Source organism: Frankia sp. QA3, assembly GCF_000262465.1.
GTDB lineage: Bacteria > Actinomycetota > Actinomycetes > Frankiales > Frankiaceae > Frankia.
Genome location: NZ_CM001489.1, coordinates 4,783,575 through 4,802,850 on the forward strand (window position 1 = coordinate 4,783,575; position 19,276 = coordinate 4,802,850).

The 19,276-nt window shown below is 73.7% G+C and carries 14 protein-coding genes; 9 read left to right on the top strand and 5 right to left on the bottom strand.

The genetic code is table 11. The features are described 5' to 3' along the window. Positions 1 to 877: 877 nt before the first annotated feature. The 4 genes from FRAQA3DRAFT_RS19635 to FRAQA3DRAFT_RS19650 all read left to right on the top strand — a co-directional run bounded on the left by FRAQA3DRAFT_RS19635 (position 878) and on the right by FRAQA3DRAFT_RS19650 (position 7,264). Entirely contained in the window at positions 878 to 4,864 is a 3,987-nt protein-coding gene (locus FRAQA3DRAFT_RS19635; RefSeq protein ID WP_009740799.1) for a diguanylate cyclase domain-containing protein, read from the top strand. A gap of 167 nt (positions 4,865 to 5,031) precedes the next feature. Next, positions 5,032 to 5,970, top strand: a complete 939-nt coding sequence (locus FRAQA3DRAFT_RS19640) for a ribokinase (protein ID WP_009740800.1) — start codon at positions 5,032 to 5,034, stop codon at positions 5,968 to 5,970. Positions 5,971 to 6,155: 185 nt separating this feature from the next. Beyond that, on the top strand, positions 6,156 to 6,536 hold the full coding sequence (locus tag FRAQA3DRAFT_RS19645) for a response regulator (protein ID WP_157467498.1): 381 nt from the start codon (positions 6,156 to 6,158) through the stop codon (positions 6,534 to 6,536). Next, entirely contained in the window at positions 6,533 to 7,264 is a 732-nt protein-coding gene (locus FRAQA3DRAFT_RS19650) for a hypothetical protein (RefSeq protein WP_009740802.1), read from the top strand. The genes FRAQA3DRAFT_RS19645 and FRAQA3DRAFT_RS19650 overlap by 4 nt, the downstream gene beginning before the upstream one ends. Before the next feature lie 42 nt (positions 7,265 to 7,306). On the opposite strand, the gene FRAQA3DRAFT_RS19655 is transcribed toward FRAQA3DRAFT_RS19650, so the two are convergent. Both FRAQA3DRAFT_RS19655 and FRAQA3DRAFT_RS19665 read right to left on the bottom strand, forming a co-directional pair. Next, entirely contained in the window at positions 7,307 to 8,920 is a 1,614-nt protein-coding gene (locus FRAQA3DRAFT_RS19655; RefSeq protein ID WP_009740803.1) for a PAS domain S-box protein, read from the bottom strand. A 372-nt stretch (positions 8,921 to 9,292) separates the two neighbouring features. Continuing rightward, positions 9,293 to 10,498, bottom strand: a complete 1,206-nt coding sequence (locus FRAQA3DRAFT_RS19665; RefSeq protein ID WP_009740804.1) for a phosphatase PAP2 family protein — start codon at positions 10,496 to 10,498, stop codon at positions 9,293 to 9,295. A gap of 525 nt (positions 10,499 to 11,023) precedes the next feature. Here FRAQA3DRAFT_RS19665 and FRAQA3DRAFT_RS19670 point away from each other — a divergent pair. Further along, positions 11,024 to 11,782 carry an SDR family oxidoreductase gene (locus tag FRAQA3DRAFT_RS19670; RefSeq protein ID WP_009740805.1) on the top strand — a complete coding sequence of 253 codons (759 nt, stop codon included), beginning with the start codon at positions 11,024 to 11,026 and terminating at the stop codon, positions 11,780 to 11,782. 24 nt (positions 11,783 to 11,806) lie between these two features. On the opposite strand, the gene FRAQA3DRAFT_RS19675 is transcribed toward FRAQA3DRAFT_RS19670, so the two are convergent. After that, positions 11,807 to 12,136 carry a hypothetical protein gene (locus FRAQA3DRAFT_RS19675; RefSeq protein WP_198286935.1) on the bottom strand — a complete coding sequence of 110 codons (330 nt, stop codon included), beginning with the start codon at positions 12,134 to 12,136 and terminating at the stop codon, positions 11,807 to 11,809. 600 nt (positions 12,137 to 12,736) lie between these two features. Between FRAQA3DRAFT_RS19675 and FRAQA3DRAFT_RS19680 the strand changes: the two genes are divergently transcribed. Then, a complete protein-coding gene (locus tag FRAQA3DRAFT_RS19680; protein ID WP_009740807.1) occupies positions 12,737 to 13,498 on the top strand; it encodes an SDR family NAD(P)-dependent oxidoreductase in 762 nt (253 codons plus the stop codon). Positions 13,499 to 13,674: 176 nt separating this feature from the next. On the opposite strand, the gene FRAQA3DRAFT_RS19685 is transcribed toward FRAQA3DRAFT_RS19680, so the two are convergent. Further along, entirely contained in the window at positions 13,675 to 14,622 is a 948-nt protein-coding gene (locus FRAQA3DRAFT_RS19685; RefSeq protein ID WP_009740808.1) for a TIGR03854 family LLM class F420-dependent oxidoreductase, read from the bottom strand. Positions 14,623 to 14,811: 189 nt separating this feature from the next. After that, a complete protein-coding gene (locus FRAQA3DRAFT_RS19690; RefSeq protein ID WP_009740809.1) occupies positions 14,812 to 16,107 on the bottom strand; it encodes a thioesterase domain-containing protein in 1,296 nt (431 codons plus the stop codon). 265 nt (positions 16,108 to 16,372) lie between these two features. Between FRAQA3DRAFT_RS19690 and FRAQA3DRAFT_RS38120 the strand changes: the two genes are divergently transcribed. The 3 genes from FRAQA3DRAFT_RS38120 to FRAQA3DRAFT_RS19700 all read left to right on the top strand — a co-directional run bounded on the left by FRAQA3DRAFT_RS38120 (position 16,373) and on the right by FRAQA3DRAFT_RS19700 (position 19,264). Continuing rightward, positions 16,373 to 16,498, top strand: coding sequence for a hypothetical protein (locus FRAQA3DRAFT_RS38120; RefSeq protein WP_255346954.1), 126 nt, complete (start codon positions 16,373 to 16,375; stop codon positions 16,496 to 16,498). Next, positions 16,495 to 16,992, top strand: coding sequence for a hypothetical protein (locus FRAQA3DRAFT_RS19695; protein WP_009740810.1), 498 nt, complete (start codon positions 16,495 to 16,497; stop codon positions 16,990 to 16,992). The genes FRAQA3DRAFT_RS38120 and FRAQA3DRAFT_RS19695 overlap by 4 nt, the downstream gene beginning before the upstream one ends. 136 nt (positions 16,993 to 17,128) lie before the next feature. Continuing rightward, complete coding sequence (locus FRAQA3DRAFT_RS19700; RefSeq protein WP_009740811.1) at positions 17,129 to 19,264, top strand: hypothetical protein; 2,136 nt, start codon at positions 17,129 to 17,131, stop codon at positions 19,262 to 19,264. Positions 19,265 to 19,276: the final 12 nt, after the last annotated feature.

Here is a 19,276-nt window from a genome sequence, read left to right on the forward strand (position 1 = left end):
CGATGCCGCCTGCCGCCGCCTCATCCGGACGACGCGAAAACGAGAACAACATATTGGCTGCCGGCCCCCGCCGGCTATCACGGAAAACGTCGCCCGTTGGGGCATAACCATTATGCGGACAATCCGCAGCCCGTCGTCACGGACCGGATTGTGTATTTGTACGACGACCGGCCGGCGACGGATCGAACTTCCGGGAACGGGCGCGGGCGGCCGGGCCATCCACCCATGCCGCGTCCCACGAGGCGCGCGGATCAGGGCGAGCTGCCCACTCGGCGGGGCCATCGCCGGGTAAGATCGCCCCCCCAGGAAGCTCACCGACGGTCGCCCGCAGCGCGCCGTGGTCATTTGATCATGCTGTGCGATGCTCGAACGGGCTAGACCTCCCGGGTGTCACGGAGAGTCCCAAAAAACACCGAAAGTAACAGCGGTTCCAGCCGCCACGATCGCGAGCGGTGGCAGCGTCACGACAACAATTCGCCGCCAGATCGGCACCATACGTAACGTCCGAACACCCAAGGTTGACGCTACCAGGACCGGCTTCCGCCAGGATCAACGGCAGGTATCGGCAAGACGACTCTCGGTATCCATCATTCTGCCGACAGAGAATCCGAACCGTCGGACCGGCATGCGCCGACAACCATCCCATTGCTGCGCGCCGCACACGGGCGGGCCCGGCTGTTCCCGGATGCGCAGCAGCCGATGAAACTCGCAGCGCAGATACTCGTATGCTCACCCACGACCGGGAGGATTCGCCGCCCGGAAATCAGAATACGTTTACTCACGGTGAGATCCGTCGAGTCCGGGCAACGTTGTCGGGCGGGGCGCGAAGATGATCAGAGGTGGCCGGATCGGAGGGCGACGATCACCCGGCCGCGTCATGGCCGCGGCACACCGCGAGCCGGCCCGCCGGTGGCGATTCCTCCCGCCGCTGGCCATCCTGCTGGCGATCCTGGTTCTCGGGACCCTGGCCCTCCACGTGGGCGCCGGCCTGCTGCACCGGGAGGAGGCGTCGCGGCTGGCAGCCCGGGCCCACCTCGTCGAACGCCTCGCGCGGTGGGAGTCCGACGCCGACGCGCCGGCGGGGCTGTCGGCCGCGGTCGACCGCACCCCCTTCCGGCCGGGCGACGGCGCCACCAACGCGAACCTCCTACCGGGCCTGCAGCTGTCGCCGTCGGGCGACGTCACCCGGGTGCTCGCCCTGCTCGACCGGGCAGGCACCGTCAGCGCCGCGTACCCGCCGGGCAACACCGTGGTTCCCCGCGATCTCGGCGCGGCCTGGTCGTCGGCGTGGGCCGGCACGGGCGCCGTCTCCCCCGTCTTCAGACTCGGCAACGCACCGGTCCGCGCCACCGTGGTCCCGGTCGGGTCGCCGCGGCCCTGGGCCGTGCTGGTGGCCGTTTCCACCCGGGAGATCAACCTCCAGCTCTCGGGCGGCATCGCGACCATGCTCGGAGCCGGCAGCGGCAGCGTGTCGACCATCGACCCGAACGGCGTCCCGATCGCCTCGACCGACCCGGCGCTGCCCGGCCGACGGATCCTGCCGGCCGCAGAACTGCGCCGCTCCCGTGAACGCAGCGGCGCCCCTCGGATCTGGCGGACGTCCGGCCCCGCCGGGACGATCACCCACATCACCGCGCCGCAGCCGACGACCGGATACCTCACCTACTTCCAACAGCCCACGGACTCGCTCTACGCCGACCTGCGGGCCAGGGGCGACCGGCGCAACCTGACCCTGCTGGCGGTCGCGCTGACCGGCGTGCTGTGCATCGTCTTCCTCGGTCTGCTGCGCGAGGCCGCCGCCCGGCGTTGCCGGGCCGGGCTGCGGGCGCTGTTCGCGGCGGCGCACGACATCGTCCTCGTCACCGATCCGGCCGGCCGCCTCACCTTCGTCAGCCCGGCGATCGTCCCCCTGCTCGGCCATCCGCATGAGCCCTGGCTGGGGCGGATGGTGACCGAGCTGGCCCATCCCGACGACGCCGCCCGGCTGCTGCGCCTGATCGAAAACCCGACCACGGGGTCACTGCTCGACGTCAGGCTCACGCCGGCCAGCGGCGCCGACCGCTGGTTCGACGTCGCCGCCCGCCGGCTGCCGGCGCGGGCCGGCGTCCCCGAGGTCCTGATCACCTGCCACGCTGTGGACAAGCGCAAACGGCTACTCGACCAGCTCGGTTACCAGGCGGGCCACGACGTGCTGACCGGGCTGCTCAACCGGTCGACCTTCGAGGAGGAGCTCGCCGCCGCCCTCACCGCCGCCTCCCCGCGCCCGGCCGACGCGATCGCGGTCCTGTTCGTCGACCTCGACCGGTTCAAGCCGGTGAACGACACCTTCGGGCACGCCGCCGGCGACCAGGTGCTTCAGACGGTGGGCGCGCGGATCCGGTCCGAGCTCGCAACAGTGGACGCGGGCGGGCGCTTCGGCGGCGACGAGTTCGGCATCCTGCTGCGCGACACCGACGAGGCCGCCGCCCGCGCCGCCGCGGCCCGGATCATCCGCGCGGTGGGACAGCCGATCCTCGTCGACGGCTACGAGGTGCGGGTCGCCGCGAGCGTCGGGCTCGCCCTGGCGGGCGCCGGCCCGTGCCGGCCCGAACGGCTGCTGTGGGCCGCCGACCAGGCGATGTACCGGGCCAAGCAGGTGGGGCCGGGGCGGTACGCGGTCGCGGTGCCGGCCCCACCCGGCGGGGACACGGTCGAGTTCACGATCGCCGAGCCGCTCCCGGTCGAACTTCCCGACGGCACCGCGGACGAGATCGTCCCCGCGACGGCGGACCCCCGGCCCGCCGCGGCCCCGGGCCCCGTCGAACCGCCCGGAACGCACCCCGGGGTCGCCCCCTGGGACGTCGCCGGCGGCGTGACGCCGGCGACGCAGGCTGGGCCGCTGAGCCGGACTGATCGGCTGCGGCTGTCCTGGCAACGGCGGACCAGCGTCCGCGCCCAGCTTTCCCGGGCCGTCCCGCTGCTGGTCCTGGGCACCGTGATCCTGACCACCACCATGATCACGCTGGGGATCGAGAACGCCAACCGGCGGCGGGCCGAGACCCAGCGGGTGGCCGACAGCCATGCCCTCGCCGTCCGCCTCGCCGAGTTCGCGGCGAACCTGAGCCACCCCCGGTATCTGATCGATCCGATCTCCCGGCTGCCCTGGTCGCTGGCGGACCCTGCGGCCGACGGCCGGACGCTGGCCGCCATCGCCGAGCCGAGCCTGTCGACGTCGGGCACCCTGCTCGCCCTCGTCGACGCCGACGGCCGGCCCCGGGCGGTCCAACCGCCGGGCGCGGCGGTGCCGTTCCCGGCGCACAGCCGGGTCTGGGCCTCCGCCCGCGACAACGGCTTGAACGTCCCGGTCCTCGACGGGGCCGGCGGGGCCCGGGTCTACAGCGTCGTGCCCGTCCGGCGCGCCGGTCGCAGCGCAGCCTTCCTGGTGCTGGGCCGGACGCTGCACGGGCCGTCGGCCGCGGAGATGGCCCGCGCCCTCGGCTGGGGAACCGCCGCGACGGGGGTCGCCAGCGCGGCCCTGGACCTCGGGATGACGATCAGCATCGTCGACGAGCACGGCCGGGTGGCGATGTCGAACGACGCCGCCGCGGGTGGGCGGATCGTGGTCGACCCCGCCGAACTGCGCACGATCACGCCGGGGCACAGCCAGCGGGTCACGGTGCGGGACGGCCACGGCGGCGGTCGCGTCGCGGTCGCCACCGAGATCCCCACCAGCCCCCTGCCGGCGTACCTCGTCCTGCGGCGCGACGACCGGGGGACGGCAGAGGGGCCGCGACCCAACCATGCCCTCAGCGACGTGCTGCTCGTCGCGATCGTCGTCATCACCGTGGCGGGGCTGATGCGGGCGCTCCTGCGGGAGGACCAGGCGATTCGGCGCGACGGCGCGCGGCTGCAGACCCTGCTGCACGAGTCGCACGACATCATCCTCAACCTCAACCGGGCCGGCTCCCCGACGTTCATCAGCTCCGCGATCGAGAGCCTGCTGGGTTACCCGGTCGAGACCAGGATCGGGCGGCCGCTGCTCGAGCTCGTCCATCCCGAGGACCGGGCCGGGATGCGCGGTTTCCTGGCCGAACGGCAGCGCGGCAACCCGGCGTCGCTGCTGGACGTGCGGATGTGCACGGCCGACGGCGGGTACCGGTGGTTCGACATCGAGGCCGGCGCCTGGCGGGCCGCCTCCGGCCCGGGCTACCTGGACGGCGGCCTGCTGCTGACGTGCCACGAGGTCGGGGAGCGGCGCCAGCTGCAGGAACAGCTGCGGCAACGGGCGACTCGCGACCCGCTCACGGGGCTTGCGAACCGGGTGGCGCTCACCGAGCTGCTCGACCGCCTGGCCAAGCAGCGGTCGCCCTTCGCGATCCTGCTCATCGACCTCGACGACTTCAAGCCCGTGAACGACACCTTCGGCCACCAGGCAGGCGACGACGTGTTGCGCACCATCGCAGCCCGGCTGACCGAGGTGCTGCGGGCGCAGTACGGCGTCCCGGAGCGACCGGCCACCGAGCGACCGGCCACCGAGCTACCGGAGGGGCAGCCTGTCGCGGCGGGCTCGCCTCGGGCGGAACCGCCGGACGGTGCGGTGTTCCGCCTCGGCGGCGACGAGTTCGTCATGGTGCTGCCCGACATCGACGCCGACGCCCTGCGGCGCGCCGCCCAGCGGGTGCGCGAGACCGTCGCGGCTCCGATCCTCTCGGCCGGACATGCTCTCGTCGTCCGGGCGACGGTGGGGCTGGCGTCCTCGCGCACCGTCGACGGCGGGGCTGTCGCACGCAACCCCGATCTCGTCGTCCGCCACGCCGACGCGGACATGTACGCGGCGAAGCGGGCCGCCCGGGCCCGACGGGCGATGTTCCCCGCCACCCACTGATCCGCCAACCGCCGACCGCCGACCGCCGCCCCGTTCCCCCGGCCCTCCCGGCGGGCACCCGGCCGTCCGCCCCCCGACCGCGGGCCGGTTCTGCCACGATGGGCAGGCCCGGCCGCCGGCGGTACCCAGGCGGCACGCCGGTGACCAGGTCACGGGAGGCGCGCGCGATGGGACGGGTCGTGGTGGTCGGCTCGACCAACATGGACGTGACGACCCGCGTGGACCGTATCCCCGGGCCGGGCGAGACGGTGACGGGAAGCTCGGTGGCGCTGTCCCCGGGTGGCAAGGGCGCCAACCAGGCCGTGGCGGCCCGCCGGCTGGGCGCCGAGACGGTCATGGTGGGCGCCGTGGGCTCCGACGGCTTCGGCTCGGCGTTGCGGGAGTTCCTGCGCGGCGAGGCGGTCGACGTCACCGGGCTGGCGGTCGTCGACGGTCCCAGCGGCACGGCGGTGACGATGGTAGACGGGGCCGGCGAGAACGTGATCGTCGTCGTTGCGGGCGCCAACGCCGCCGTCTCGGCAAGCGGCCTGGATCTGCTGAGGCTGCGCCCGGACGACGTGGTGCTGCTGCAGAACGAGATCCCGGCGGCGGTGAACGCCGCGGCGCTCGACCGTGCCCGCGCCGCGGGCGCCCGCACGCTGCTGAACGCGGCCCCGCACCGGCCGGCCGCCGCCGACCTGCTCGCCGCCGCCGACGCGATCCTGGTCAACGAGCACGAGTTCGCGGGCCTGGTGCCGGCCGCCGCCGGCGTCGGCTCGCTGCCCGGACCGCGGGCCCTGGTCGAGGTGCGCGGGCTGCTCGCCGACGGCGCCGGACCGAACGACAACATCGTCGTCACCCTCGGCGGCGCCGGGGTGTGCGCGCGGATCGCCGGGACGGTCGTCACCCTCGCCGCGCGGCACGTCCCGGTCCTCGACACGACCGGGGCAGGCGACTGCTTCTGCGGGGCGTTCGGCGCCGGAATCGCCGGCGGCCTGCCCGCGGCCACGGCCCTGTTCCACGCGAACCTCGCCGCCACCATCGCCGTGCAGCGTCCCGGCGCCGGCCCCGCGATGCCGACCCGGGCGGAGCTCGACGAGCTGTTGAACGGCGGTGGCGGCCCATAAGGACCGGCCGGTGCAGGGGTGACGGCGCTCACCCGCTGCCCGCGGCCGCGCCTGCGGTGACGACAGCGGGCACGACGATGCCGCGGGTGTCGGCGGGAGCCCCTGGTGCACGACCGGTTACCGGTACCGTTGCGGCGGAGGGAGACTCGGGCTGGGCGGACGCGGCGGCGGAGGCTGGTGGGAAATTGGACGCTCCGACGGTGCTCGTCGTCGACGACAACGAGATGCTGCGCGCGCTGCTGGGCCGGATCCTGTGCGCGGAGGGGTTCCGGGTGAGCGTCGCGGGCTCCGTCGAGGAGGCGTTACGGCTGGATGCGGCCGCCCACGACGTACTGCTCATCGATCTGCGGCTCGGCGGCCGCTCGGGCGCGGATCTCATCGACGAGCTGCGCCGGATCGACCCGGCGGTGACGGCACGCTGCCTGGTCCTGACCGGCGCTCCAGGACTGGATCCGGTGCCGGCCGGCCTCCCGGTGGTGACCAAGCCGTTCACCGCCGACGAGCTGGTCGCCGCGGTTCGCGGGGTCCTCCCGGCGGATCGGGGACACGGGGCCGACCGGGGGTGACAGCACAGACCGACGGCGACGAACCGGCGACCGCGACGCAGACCGCTCCGGCGCGGACCCCGGCCTGCCCCGTCCCCCGCCCGCCGGGACCGGACGGCGCCCCGCCCGCACCGGCCCTCGATCTCCTCCGCCTGATGGTCGCCCTGCAGGAGCGCGGGCACCGGTCGCTGGCCGAGCGGCTGCACGACGGCCCGATGCAGGACTTCACCGCCGTCCTGCTCGAACTGGCCAGCGTCCGGCGGCGGCTGTCCGGCGACCTCGCCGACCGCATCGGCGGGATCGAGCACCATCTGCGGTCCGCGACGAGCGGGCTGCAGCTGCCCCCGGGCGCCTTCCGCCTCGGCTACGACGCGCGCCGGGCCCTGGCCGCGGGGCTCGCCCTACGGGTCGACGGCCTGCTCGTCGACCGCCTGGACACCGATCTTCAGGTCGATGAGCACCCACCCACCCGCGCGGAGATCTCGGTGGTGCTGGCCACCGTGCAGCTGCTGCTGATGGCGAGCGATCCGGTGGGGACCGGCGAGCACGCCTGGCTCGCGGTGCGGTCCGCGCCGGCCGAGCTCGACCTGCGGCTGCGAGTCCGGCCGGGCGGGTACGAGCCGCCGGCGGACGCGGCGCGGGCCGCGCGGCTGCGCCCGGTCGCCGACCTGATCGGCGTCGAGCTGCGCCACGACGCCGCAACCGGCGGCTGGAGTGCCGCGCTCCGCCTCGACCGCCCCAGCACCTAGCCCCGACCCGGCACCCAGCCCCGACCCAGCACCCAGCCCCGATCAGTTCTCGACCGGGCTGTCGAGGACGTCCCGCACCTTCGCCAACAGCACCTGCTCGGAGAACGGCTTGCCGAGCAGCGCCAGCCCCGGGTCGAGGGTCCCGTTGTGCGCCAGCACCGGGTAGGCGTAGCCGGACATGAACAGCACGCGGATACCCGGCCGGTGCCGGCGGACGAGCGTGGCCACGGTCCGGCCGAGGACCTGCGGCATGACGACGTCGGTCAGCAGCAGATGGATCTCGGTGGGGTAGCTCGCGGCGAGCTCGGCGGCGCGGTGCCCGTCCGCGGCGGTGATGACCTGGTAGCCGTTGCGGGCCAGCAGGCGCCGGGTGACCTCGCGCATCGCCCGCTCGTCCTCGACGACGAGGATGGTCTCGCCGCCGGTGAGGATGGCCCCGTCGGAGATCGGTTCGGGGGTGACGGCAACGCTGTCCACCGCCGGCAGCAGGATGCTCACCGTGGTCCCCAGGCCCACGTCGGAAAAGATCTCCGCGTGGCCGCCGGCCTGGGTGATGATCCCGTACACGGTGGCGAGGCCGAGGCCGGAGCCCTCACCCTTGCGCTTGGTGGTGAAGAACGGCTCGAAGGCGCGGCTGACCGTCTCCGGGGTCATGCCGCTGCCGCTGTCGCTGATGCGCAGGTTGACATGCCGGCCGGCCTTCAGGCCGGGCCGCTCGCCGGCGATGTCCTCGTGGATGAGGATGTTCGACGTGTCGATCGTGAGCTTGCCGCCGGCGGGCATCGCGTCGCGCGCGTTCACGGCCAGGTTGACCAGCACCTGTTCGAGCTGACCGGCGTCGGCGAAGACCGGCCAGGGGTCGGCGGCCGGCAGAGTGATCAGCTCGACGTGCTCGCCGAGGGTGCGCCGCAGCATCTCCTCGATGTCGTGCACGACGTCGTTGAGGTTGAGCACCCGCGGTTGAACGACCTCCCGGCGGCCGAAGGCGAGCAACTGGTGGGTGAGCTGGGTGGCCCGCTCGGCGGCCCGCTGGACCTGCTCGATGTCGCGGCGGGCCGCCTCCCACTGGCCGCCGTCGCGTTCGGCGGCCGTCGCCACCACCTCGCCGACGAAGGCGGTGTAGTTGATGATCACGCCGAGCAGGTTGTTGAAGTCGTGCGCGACGCCGCCGGCGAGCTGACCGAGGCTCTCCAGCCGCTGCGACTGGTGGAGCTGGGCCTCGATCCGCTTGCGTTCGGCCTGCGCGCGCAGGCGTTCCCGCTCCGCCTGCGCCTCCAGCCGGTCGGTGACGTCCCGGATCGCCGCCGTGATCAGGATCCCATTCTCGACCTCGATGGCCGACAGGGAGATCTCTGCCGGGAACTCGCTGCCGTCGCGGCGACGGCCGGCGAGCTCCATCCCCGCACCCATCGGCCGCGGCTGCGGGTCGCGCAGGTAGGAACCCCGGTGATGCGGGTGCAGGCGGCGGGCGGACTCGGGGATCAGGATTTCGACGGGTTCGCCGTTCAGTTCCTCCCGGGTGTAGCCGAACAGGCGCTCGGCCTGGGCGTTGACCAGGGCGATCCGGCCGTCCGCGCGGACGGCGACGATCGCGTCCGGCGCGGCGTCCAGCAGGCCGCGGGCCAGGGAACTCGTGCTGTCATCCAGGTGAACCACCCCACGGGGTGAACATCGTGCTACAGACGGACAGATCGTAGCGCCGACGCTGGGGTTCACCATCACCCTCGCGGGTAGACCTCAGGCTGAATTGCCACGAAAGTCCAGCTAGACCCGCAATTCAGCGCTGTGTTGTCATCGCCCGGTGGTCCCACCGGCGCCCCCTGGATCGAGCTGGTGTCCCGGTGATCGCCGCACACGTAGACGCCGGGCGGGCCGGGCGTCGACGGCTCCCTCGACGACGAGCGCGCCGCGGCGCAGCGGTGGTTCGTCCGCCCGGAAGTAGTACACGGACCGGACGCCGTCGCGCAGCACCAGCCCGCGGAAGAACGGCCGCGGCCGCGGTGCTCCCGCCGCTCTGGGTGCCCCTGGCTACGGCGCTATCCCGCCGCCGCCCTCGACGGGGCACCGGCGCGCGTCGGCGCCGCGGGCGGGCTCCGGGCGCGGTTCGGGCACGGCCCCCGGCTCCGGCAGCCGGGTCGGCGGCGCCAACGCCGCGGACGGCACGGCCGCCAACGGCACGGCCGCCGACGGCACGGCCGCCGACGGCACGGCCAGTGACGGCACGGCCAGTGACGCCACGGCAGGTGACGCCACGGCAGGTGACGGTGCCTCCGGTGACGGTGCCTCCGGTGACGGTGCCGGCGCGGGGACCCGCAGGGGTGTCTCGTGCCGGTTCAGCCCGCGCCTGGCCCACGCGCGGTTGACCTGGTCGAGCACGACGATCGACAGCACCACCAGCGAGGCGCCCACGAGGCCGTCGAGCCAGTAGTGGTTGGCGGTCACCACCACGACCGCGGTGGTGAGGACCGGATGCAACACCACGAGCCAGCGGGCGCGGTGGTGCAGGATCGTGATGACCGCCCAGGCCTCGAGCAGCGACCATCCGACGTGCAGGCTCGGCATCGCGGCGTACTCGTTGGCGATCCCGCCGCTGCCCTCCCCGTAGGGAGAGGGTCCGTAGACCGCGCCGGTGTCGACGAGCGACACGTGCAGCGCCGACGGCAGGAAGCGGGGCGGCGCCAACGGGTACAGCAGATGGATGATCAGCGCCATGCCGGTGGTCATGATCAGAACATTGCGGACCCGCGTCCAGTGCCGGCGATGCCGGACGAACACCCACAGCAGCAGCATGATGACCGAAGGGAAGTGAACGAGGATGTAGAACCAGTCCGCCGCCCGGATCAGCGTGTGCGAGTGCAGCGCCAGCCGTTGGACGGCGGCCTCGCTGGGCAGGTGCAGAAAACGTTCGAGCCGCCAGACGTCCCTCGCGGCGGCCAGCGCCGCCGGCTCGCGGCCGCTGGCCAGGTGGCGGCTGAAGCTGTACGTCCCGTAGAGCATGGCGATGAGCAGGAGCTGGCTGACGGCGTAGGCCACCGCGCCGGCCACCCGGCGCATCCCCGCCATCGGCCCGGCCGGCGCGAGGGCGACCGGCTCGATCCCGCCGAGCTGGTCGGGCGGCCCGGAGGAAGCGCGGGGCGGCGGGCAGCCCAGCGCCCCCAGACCGTGCCGGACCAGGGGCGAGCTCACCGCCGGGCGGCGGCCATCGGCCGAGTCCGTGGATGGGGCCCAGCTCATCGGTGTTCCTCCCAACGTCTCGCGGCCACCACGACGCGCCACGCCGGATCGGCCATCGGTGGACGGTCGACCCAACCCCCGACCACGCCGGTCCCGCCACCCACCCGAGACTGACAACCATCGCGAACCACCTGGTATGCCCCGACCCTGCGGGCAGACCGCAGGCCAGCGCCGACCCACCGGTCACCGTGCCGACGACGACTGTTGACGACTGTGCTCCTCCGAACCGTGTTCACGCCATGTGATATGCGCTGTCAGACATCCGCCGCGTGAACGGTCGATCCACGACGGAGCGGTCGCGTCACGACACAGACGCGCCGACCGACCGCAATGTGACGGCTCCGCCGCGACACGACACCGTCAGTGTCGGATGTTCAACGCTCGGACGCACTCGTGGTAGCTCCCCCATATCGCGGGGGGACTACTGGACCACGACACTTCGGGCACTCCCGCCGCTTCATCGGGGGCGAGAAGGCGTCCGGAGCGGCCTGGCAGGTCATCCGACGAGAACGAGGAGTGATGTGGATGTCGGAACCGCGCATACCCGGCGTGGCGGTCGTGACGGGTGGCGGCCGCGGCATCGGCGCGGCCTGCTCGGTCGCGCTTGCCCGGCTCGGCTGGGACGTCTGCCTGGGCTACCGGGCCGACTCCGCCGCCGCCGAGCAGGTGGCGCGGCGATGCCGGGAGTTCGGCGCCGCCGCCGCCGCGGCGGCCGCCGACCTGGCGCAGCCCGCCGCCGTCACCGACCTGTTCGCCGCCGCGGACCGGCTCGGTCCGGTGACGGCCCTGGTCAACAACGCGGGGATGGTTGCCCCCACCGCCAGGGTCGACGAGATGGACGCCGCGCGGCTGAACCAGATCTTCACCGTCAACGTCGTCGCCGCCTTCCTGTGCGCGGGGGCCGCGGTGCGCCGGATGTCGACGCGCCGCGGCGGGCTGGGCGGCTCGATCGTGAACGTCTCCTCCGCGGCCGCGCGACTCGGCAGCCCGGGGACGTACGTCGACTACGCGGCGAGCAAGGGGGCCCTCGACACGATGACGGTGGGACTCGCCCAGGAGGTCGCCGAGGAGGGCATCAGGGTGAACGCCGTCCGGCCGGGATACATCGACACCGAGATCCACGCCTCGGGCGGGGATCCGGGACGGGCGCGGCGGCTGGGCGTGGCCGTGCCGCTCGGTCGGCCCGGCCGGGCCGAGGAGGTCGCGGCCGCGGTGGCCTGGCTCTGCACGGCACAGGCGTCCTACGTGACGGGGGCCGTGCTCGACGTGAGCGGTGGGCGGTGACCGGGCCGCCGCACCGTGGTTGGCTCAGCGGGTGCACTCGGGGCGCAGGATCACCATCGCGTCGGGGTGGCGGCGGGTGTAGCGCACGGCGGCCCGGCGGGGAGAACCGGTGGCCCACTGGACCGTCCAGTCGACGCCGACGAGGTCGAGCAGCGACCGCAGCCGGCGTTGGAGCTCCTCGCGGGTCTCCTCCTCGGCGATCCGAGCGGCGCACATGACCGTCTCGACCCCGAAGGCGCAGTACACCCCCGCGGTCCACCTCGCCCAGCGGGACCAGCGGTCCATCGTCGCGATCAGCACGAGATGGGCGTCGAGCCGCGCGGCGAGGTCGGCGGCCAGCAATACATCGGCCATATCCGACAGGTCACCGAAGCGAACACCGACCACCACATGACGCTCGGTCCGAACCCGGGGGGTGACTTCCGTTCGCTCTGCCCGTTCCACGTTTCCTCCCGCGAGGCTTTCCCCAGCGCCGTCGATCGACTGTCGGTGTGGACGGGATTGTCTCGCTTCACAGCCCGCGATGTCGGGGTAACCGTCTCCTCGTCAGTACCCCTTCTACCCGCAGATCATCTGTTCCGGATCGCGTTTGAGCGCGAAGCCGGCCGCGCCGGCGGGACAATACCGCCGGATGCCGGATCCGCACCGCCCGTCAGCCGCTCACCGTTCCCGGTTGATTGTGGCGGGCGAGACCGAAAAGGGGAAGAGCCTGGCGGTGACGATGGGCCCTGGAGTGCTCCCACCAGTGGGCCACACCGACCAGTCGTGACCCAGGAGACACAGGTGATCACCTCGGGTACTCCCGGCACGTCGACGGGGCTCACCTGCGACGCTTCAGGCATGGCGGCACCGGGTCTGGCGGCGGTTCGCGGCGGGTCCGCACCGGCGGGTCACGGGCCGCGTGACGACCGCCGCCGGCACGGCGGTGGAAACCTCGGCGCGAAGGAGCACTACATGTCGGTGTTGGACCGGTTCCGGCTGGACGGTCGGGTCGCGATCGTCACGGGGGCGTCATCCGGTCTCGGGGTGGACTTCGCCCGCGGCCTCGCCGAGGCCGGCGCGGACGTGGTCCTCGGCGCCCGGCGGGTCGAGCGGCTCGGCGCCACCGCGGAGCTGGTGGAGTCGGCCGGCCGGCGTGCCCTCGCCGTCGCCACCGATGTGGCCGACCCGACCAGCGCCGAGCGGATCGTGGCAGCCGCGATGGAGGCGTTCGGCCGGGTGGACGTCCTGGTCAACAATGCCGGGGTCGGGACGGCGGTGCCGGCCCTGAAGGAGACGCCCGAGCAGTTCCGCTCCGTCCTGGACGTCAACCTCAGCGGCTGCTACTGGATGGCGCAGGCCGCCGCCCGGGTGATGCGGCCGGGCAGCAGCATCGTCAACATCTCGAGCGTGCTGGGCCTGACGACCGCCGGGCTGCCGCAGGCCGCCTATACGGCCAGCAAGGCCGGGCTGATCGGGCTCACCCGGGATCTGGCCCAGCAGTGGACCGGCCGCCAGGGCATCCGGGTGAATGCGCTCGCTCCCGGTTTCTTCCGCAGCGAGATGACGGACGAGTACCGACCCGGCTACATTGAGAAGCAGTTGACGCGGGTCCTCGACGGTCGCTTCGGAGAGCCGGCGGAACTGACTGCCGCGCTGCTCTTCCTGGCATCGGATGCCGGCAGTTTTGTCACCGGGCAGACGCTCGCCGTGGACGGTGGTTTCAGTATCACGTGACCCGCTGCCCGAGGATCCCGGCCGCCGAACCATCCGTGTACAGCCAATCGAGGGCCCAAACCTCTTCCCCCGGCCGGGCGCCGAACCGCCCATGTTGTCCGGCAAGCCCGGATCGTCCCTGGGCTCCAGTTCTCCCGTGGCGTCAGTTCTCCCGTGGCGCCAGTTCTCCCGTGGCGTCAGTTCTCCAGTGGCATCAGTTCGGCCGCGAAGGAATCGAGGAAGCTCGGCCAGCCGTCCGGCGTCGTCATCGGATGGACGACGAACTTGCTCACCCCGACGGCGAGGTACTCGCCGATCAACTCCCGCGCCGCGGCCCACCCGACCGGCATGAGCCGCGCCGGATCGACGTCGGGATAGCGCCGCCGCAGCGCCACCAGGGAGTCGGCCGGCGGCGGCGCGAAGGCGACGCGCAGGCTCAGCCCGAAGTGATCGTCGTCGATCCGCCGGTCCGCCGCCGCGGCGGCCGCGCGGATCTCGGCGATGCCGGCCGCGGCCTGCTCGGGGCTGACCATGCTCGCCAGCCAGCCGTCGCCGAAGCGGCCGATCCGACGCAGGGCGGCCGGGGCCGCCCCGCCGAGCCAGATGTCCAGCGGCCGGGTGGGCAGCTCCCCGATGCCGACGTCGGTGAGGTCGAAGAACTCGCCGTGGAAGGTCACCCGCGGCTCGCGCAGCAGCCGGCGCAGGACGTCCAGCGCCTCGTCGAACACCTCGCCTCGGCGGCCCACGGTCCCCGCGGCCTCGGGCCTCCCGCGGCCCGCGGTCTCCACGGGCTGGGCCCCACCCCGGCCCACGGGGAGCGGGTAGGCGGACCGGTCGCCCGGCCGGCCCGGGGCGAGCCCCAGCACCGGTAGCACCCGTCGCGGGGCGAGCAACGCCAGCGACCCCAACTGCTTGGCGAGCAGCACCGGGTTGCGGCCCGGCAGCACCGCCACCCCGGTGCCGACCTTCAGCCGGCTGGTGCGGCCCAGGGCGAAGGCCATCCCGGCGAGCGGGTCCACGGCGGGTGTGGAGAGCTGCTCGGACAACCACAGCGAGTCGATCTCGAGCTTCTCCAGCCGGTCCACCAAGGCCGCGAAACCGGCCGGCGCGACGCTGCCGAAGCCAATGCCGATCCGGACCTTCATCAGCTCTCCATCCCGGCCCGGGATCCGTCGGCGCCCGAGCCCCCGCTCCCAATAGTGGGCGCTGGGCGAGCGACGTGGGTCACTTTGCGGGCATTGCGCGGCCCGAGTACGCCTGACGACGCGGTCCCGGACGGGACTGCACGGCCGAGCTCCCGCCTCCCGCCGCGCTTCGTGGCGGAAGGTCGTCGCTCAGCGACGGGCGGCGTCGATGCCCGCGAGGGCGGCCAGATCCGCGCGCAGGCCGGCGGCGACCTCGGTGATCAGGGGCTGGCGCAGGACCGCCCGGTGATCCCCGGGGATGCGCCGGATCGACGCGGGGCCGGTCAGCACCCCGCGCCACGCCTCGATCTCGTCGTGGTCGTCGGCGAGCCAGACGACCGTGCGCCCCTCGTAGATATGCGGCCGGTAGGCCATCGTCAGGATGCGGCCCTGGTTGTGGAAGATGTCGTAGCGGTGTGTGCCACGGAAGCGGACGACGCCGGCGAGCGGGAGCTCGACGAGCTGCCGCAGCCGGTCGGCCATCACCCGCGGGCTCAGTGCGGGGCCGTCGTCCGCGGCGAGCGGGCCAGGCCCGTCGGGGCTGGGGATGTCGGCCGGCCGGTCCGGGTGCCGGCCCTCCAACTGGCTCGTCGGGATGATCGCGCCCGTACGGGTCAGCCGGGCGGTGCCCGGCAGGTAGGTGTCGATCAACGCCAGCAGGCCGACCTCATGGCCCGCCCGCCGCAGCAGCCGGGCGACCTCGAGCGCGATCAGGCCGCCGAACGAGTGCCCCACCAGCAGGTAGGGGCCCGTCGGCTGAAGCAGCCGGAGTTCGGCCACGTGCCGGCGGGCGGCGGCCGCCACCGACCAGTCGGGGATGCCGCGCTGTTCCAGGGCATGCGCCTGCAGGCCGTAGACGCGGCGTTCGGCGGCGAAATGGCGGGCGAACGGCAGCAGGGCGATCGCGGGGGCGCCGGCCTCGGGGAAGCAGAACAGCGGGGTGCCGGCAGCGGCGGCGGTCAGCGGCACCACGGTGGGGTGGCGGTCCGCCTCATCCTGGTGGGCGGCCCAGACGGCGGCGAAACCGGCCGGCGTGCGGGCCGCCACGATCTCCGAGGCGGGCAGCACCACCCCGAACTCGTCGCGCAGGATCGCCGCGAGCTCGCCCGCGGCCGCCTCGCCGCCGGGGGTCCCCACGACGTCGTCGTGCTGGCCGAGGGTGGCCACCCCGAGCACTCGGGCCCACAGCAGCGTCGCGGCCATCTCGTACGGGCCATCCCCCGCCGGGTCGGCGACCAGGGCCGGGCCGGCGACGGCGGTGGAGCCAGCGGGAACCGTCGGCTCCGTGGGAACCGTCGGCTCCGTGGGAACGGTCGGCTCCGTGGGAACGGTGGCGTCCGCCGGACCGGTGGCGTCCGCGGGAGCCGTGACGTCCTCGGCGCGGGCTGGACTCACCGACGAGGAATCAGGCAGCCGATCGGCCGCGGACGTGCCCAGCAACGACATCACCCCACAGGACTATGCGAAGGCCACATTGAACACCAGGGCCGGACTAGCCCGACACGCCCGTCGGTGCCGCCCGGTCCGGCCGCCTCCCGGGCCGTGCCACCGTCCGCGACCACCGACCGCGCCCCCCGCGACCCCGCGACCAGCGGGTGACTGGTCCCGGGCGGCCACGCCGGCCCACGCGCCGCGGTGCGGCGGGCAGCCCGACCCCGAGTTGCCATTGACGCCGGCGGCTTGCGGCGTCCACCGTGGAGTTGTGGGTGATGTGGGCAAACCCGAACGGATCGTCGAGGACGAACCGATCAGCTTCCCCGACGCCGAGCCGTTGACGATCCCGGCCGTCCCGGCCGCCCCCGCACCGGAACCGGAGCCGGAGCCGGTGCCCGGGTGAGCCTGCTCGGCTGGCGCCAGTGGGCAGTGGACGACCGGGGGCAGCTGCGCCCGGCCTGGACGCCGTGGTCGCCGTTCCCGCCGGGCATGCTGCTCTGGCGGCCCGACGGCATCACCGAGGCACGCTGCCTGCGAACGAAGCGGCCCGATTCGCCCGCCTCCGACGAACCGGCGGCGGGTCACGACCGGGTGCCGGACGAGCGCTGCCTGTGCGGCCTGTATGCCTGGCGCACCCCGGAGATCCTCGCCGCGGCGCGCCGGCCGCGCTGGACCGCGCTGCCCTGCGTGGTCGGCGTGGTCCGACTGGGCGGGCGGATCATCATCGGCGAGCGGGGCTACCGCGCGGAGCGGGGCTACCCCGTCGCCGTGCTCGACCGGCACGGCGTCGTGTCCGCCGGCTACTCCGTCGCGAGATACCGCACTTTTTCCGCCCTGGTCGCCGAGTGGACGCCGTCCGGGCCCGAGGCGACGGGCATGGATCGAATAGCCGGATAATCAGGGCAAATAACGCAGAACCGCGGCCGATTCGTCGCCGACAGGTCAGGACTCTCGTGCGAACGGGTATCTCCTGCGGAGCACTCCTACCAACGCCGGTCACACTGCGCACCGAAAGTGGTGCGTTTTGCTAGCAATGGAGGTAGCCGGGGCGGATATCGTCGGCAACGTCGCGCATCTCCCGGCCAGCGTCGGCGGCGCGTCGGGCCGCGGGGCACGCGAGGGGGGGACCGTCGTGACCAGCTCCGAGATCAGCAGTACCGGGACCCCACGAAAGGGGGCCCCGAAGACCGGTAGCCCGGGGCCCGGGGCCCGGGGCCCATACCCGATCGTCACGCTTGCCGGGCAGCGGGCGCCCACCAGGGATGACGCCCGCAACGCGCGGCGCCGGCTGGTGCCGCTCGCGGTGGCGCTCGGCTACCTGGCCCTGTCCGTCTGGATCTTCCGCGCGGGCTGGCGACATCTCGGGGAGATCACCTACGGCGGCAGCGACGCCTACCTGTTCTCCTGGTTCCTCGGCTGGACGCCGCACGCGTTCGGCAGCGGCCTCGACCCCTTCCTGACCCACCACATCAACTCCCCCGACGGCGCGAACATCCTCTGGAGCACGCCGGTGGTGCTGCTCGGCCTGCTCGCAGCGCCGATCACCCTGCTCGGCGGTCCCGTGACCACGTTGACGGTGCTGCTCACGCTCGCTCCCGTGGTCAGCGGCCTCGCCCTGTTCTGGGTGCTGCGCCGTTGGGTTCGTGACTGCCCCGCCGCCCTCGCCGGACTGCTCTACGGCTTCGGGCCCTACCTGATCGGCAGCTCCTACGGCCACCTGCACCTGGCGTTCGCCCCGTTCCCGCCCCTGGTGCTGCTGTTACTCGACGACCTGGTCGTCCGCGGCCGCAGCCCGCGGCGCACGGGGATCCTGCTGGGGCTCGCGGTCGCCGCCCAGGCCCTCATCGGCGAGGAGGTCCTCGCGACCTCGGCGCTGGCGGCGGCGGTCGGGCTCGCGGTCCTCGCCGCCCGCCACCGCGCGGCGCTGCGCGAGCGGCTGGGCGGCGTGCTGCGCGGCCTGGCGACGGCCGCGCTGGTCGCCGCCGTCGGACTCGCCTGGCCGCTGAGCGTGCAGTTCTTCGGCGGGCAGCGGGTCCATGGCTCGATCCAGCCGTCCGGCATCGCCGTGTCCGACCTGTGGAGCTTCGTCACGCCCACGCCGTTGCAGGAGATCGCCCCGGACTTCGCCCTGCGGCACAGCCTGCGCTTCACCGGCAACGCCGTTGAGGTCGGCGGCTACCTGGGGGTTCCACTGATCCTGCTGGCCGTCGCCGCGACGGTCGGCGCGCGCCGCCACCCGCTCGTCGGCGTCCTCGCCCCGGTCGGACTGGTGATGGCGGTCCTCTCGCTGGGCGATCACCTGCACGTCGACGGCCACGCCACGGCGATCCCGCTGCCCTGGCTGGTGCTCGAACGGGTGCCGGTGCTCCACAACGCCCTGCCCTCGCGATTCGCGCTGTACGTGATGATGTGCGCGGCCGCCGTGACGGCCGTCGGCCTGGACCGGTTGGCCGACCGGCGCCGGCGCACCGCCGACCCGGTGGGCGTCCCGCCGGCGGACGCCACGTTCCCGGACCTGTACAGCCCCGGCGGGCACGGCGGCGCGCCCAGCGGGCTCGACGGGCAGGAGTCGACCGGGCGCGCGGGGCACGTCGGCGGTCGCGGCCGGCACGGGGTCCCCGGACGGCTGGGGCAGGCCAAGGGGCCAGACGGATGGCGCGGCCGGCTCGCCCGATCGGGCACGGCCCTGGTGACCGCCGGGGCGCTGGCCGCGCTCGTCCCCGCCCCGCTGCTCACCACGCCGGCCCACACCCCCGACTTCTTCACCGGCGACGGGGTCCGGCAGATACCGGCGGACGCCACCGCCCTGGTCGTCCCCTACCCGCATCCCCAGCGGGCGGAGGCGATGCTGTGGCAGGCCGAGGCGGGCTTCCGCTTCGTCATGCCCGGCTGCTACTGCACCGTGCCGGGGCCGACCGGCCGGGCATCGTTCCACGGTCCCGGCGACGCCCTGACCTCCGCACTCATCGACATCGACAACGGCACGACGACGGCGGCCGCCGCGTCCGGATCGCCCCAGGTCCGCGACGCGTACGAGCGGCTGTCCCCGGACGCCGTAGTGCTGGGACCGGCCCGCCGGCCGGCCGAGCTGCGCGCGCTGCTGGGCAGCCTCGTCGGCCATCCGCCGCGGCAGGTCGGCGGGGTCGATCTGTGGTTGCCCGCGGGGTGACCCACCGCGGGC

Coding starts and splice junctions, on each gene's coding strand:
- FRAQA3DRAFT_RS19685 (WP_009740808.1), bottom strand. CDS start 14,622: ATGAAGGTCCGGATCGGCATTGGCTTCGGCAGCGTCGCGCCGGCCGGT.
- FRAQA3DRAFT_RS19670 (WP_009740805.1), top strand. CDS start 11,024: ATGTCGGAACCGCGCATACCCGGCGTGGCGGTCGTGACGGGTGGCGGC.
- FRAQA3DRAFT_RS19700 (WP_009740811.1), top strand. CDS start 17,129: ATGGAGGTAGCCGGGGCGGATATCGTCGGCAACGTCGCGCATCTCCCG.
- FRAQA3DRAFT_RS19680 (WP_009740807.1), top strand. CDS start 12,737: ATGTCGGTGTTGGACCGGTTCCGGCTGGACGGTCGGGTCGCGATCGTC.
- FRAQA3DRAFT_RS19675 (WP_198286935.1), bottom strand. CDS start 12,136: ATGGCCGATGTATTGCTGGCCGCCGACCTCGCCGCGCGGCTCGACGCC.
- FRAQA3DRAFT_RS19690 (WP_009740809.1), bottom strand. CDS start 16,107: ATGTCGTTGCTGGGCACGTCCGCGGCCGATCGGCTGCCTGATTCCTCG.
- FRAQA3DRAFT_RS19635 (WP_009740799.1), top strand. CDS start 878: ATGGCCGCGGCACACCGCGAGCCGGCCCGCCGGTGGCGATTCCTCCCG.
- FRAQA3DRAFT_RS19640 (WP_009740800.1), top strand. CDS start 5,032: ATGGGACGGGTCGTGGTGGTCGGCTCGACCAACATGGACGTGACGACC.
- FRAQA3DRAFT_RS19665 (WP_009740804.1), bottom strand. CDS start 10,498: ATGAGCTGGGCCCCATCCACGGACTCGGCCGATGGCCGCCGCCCGGCG.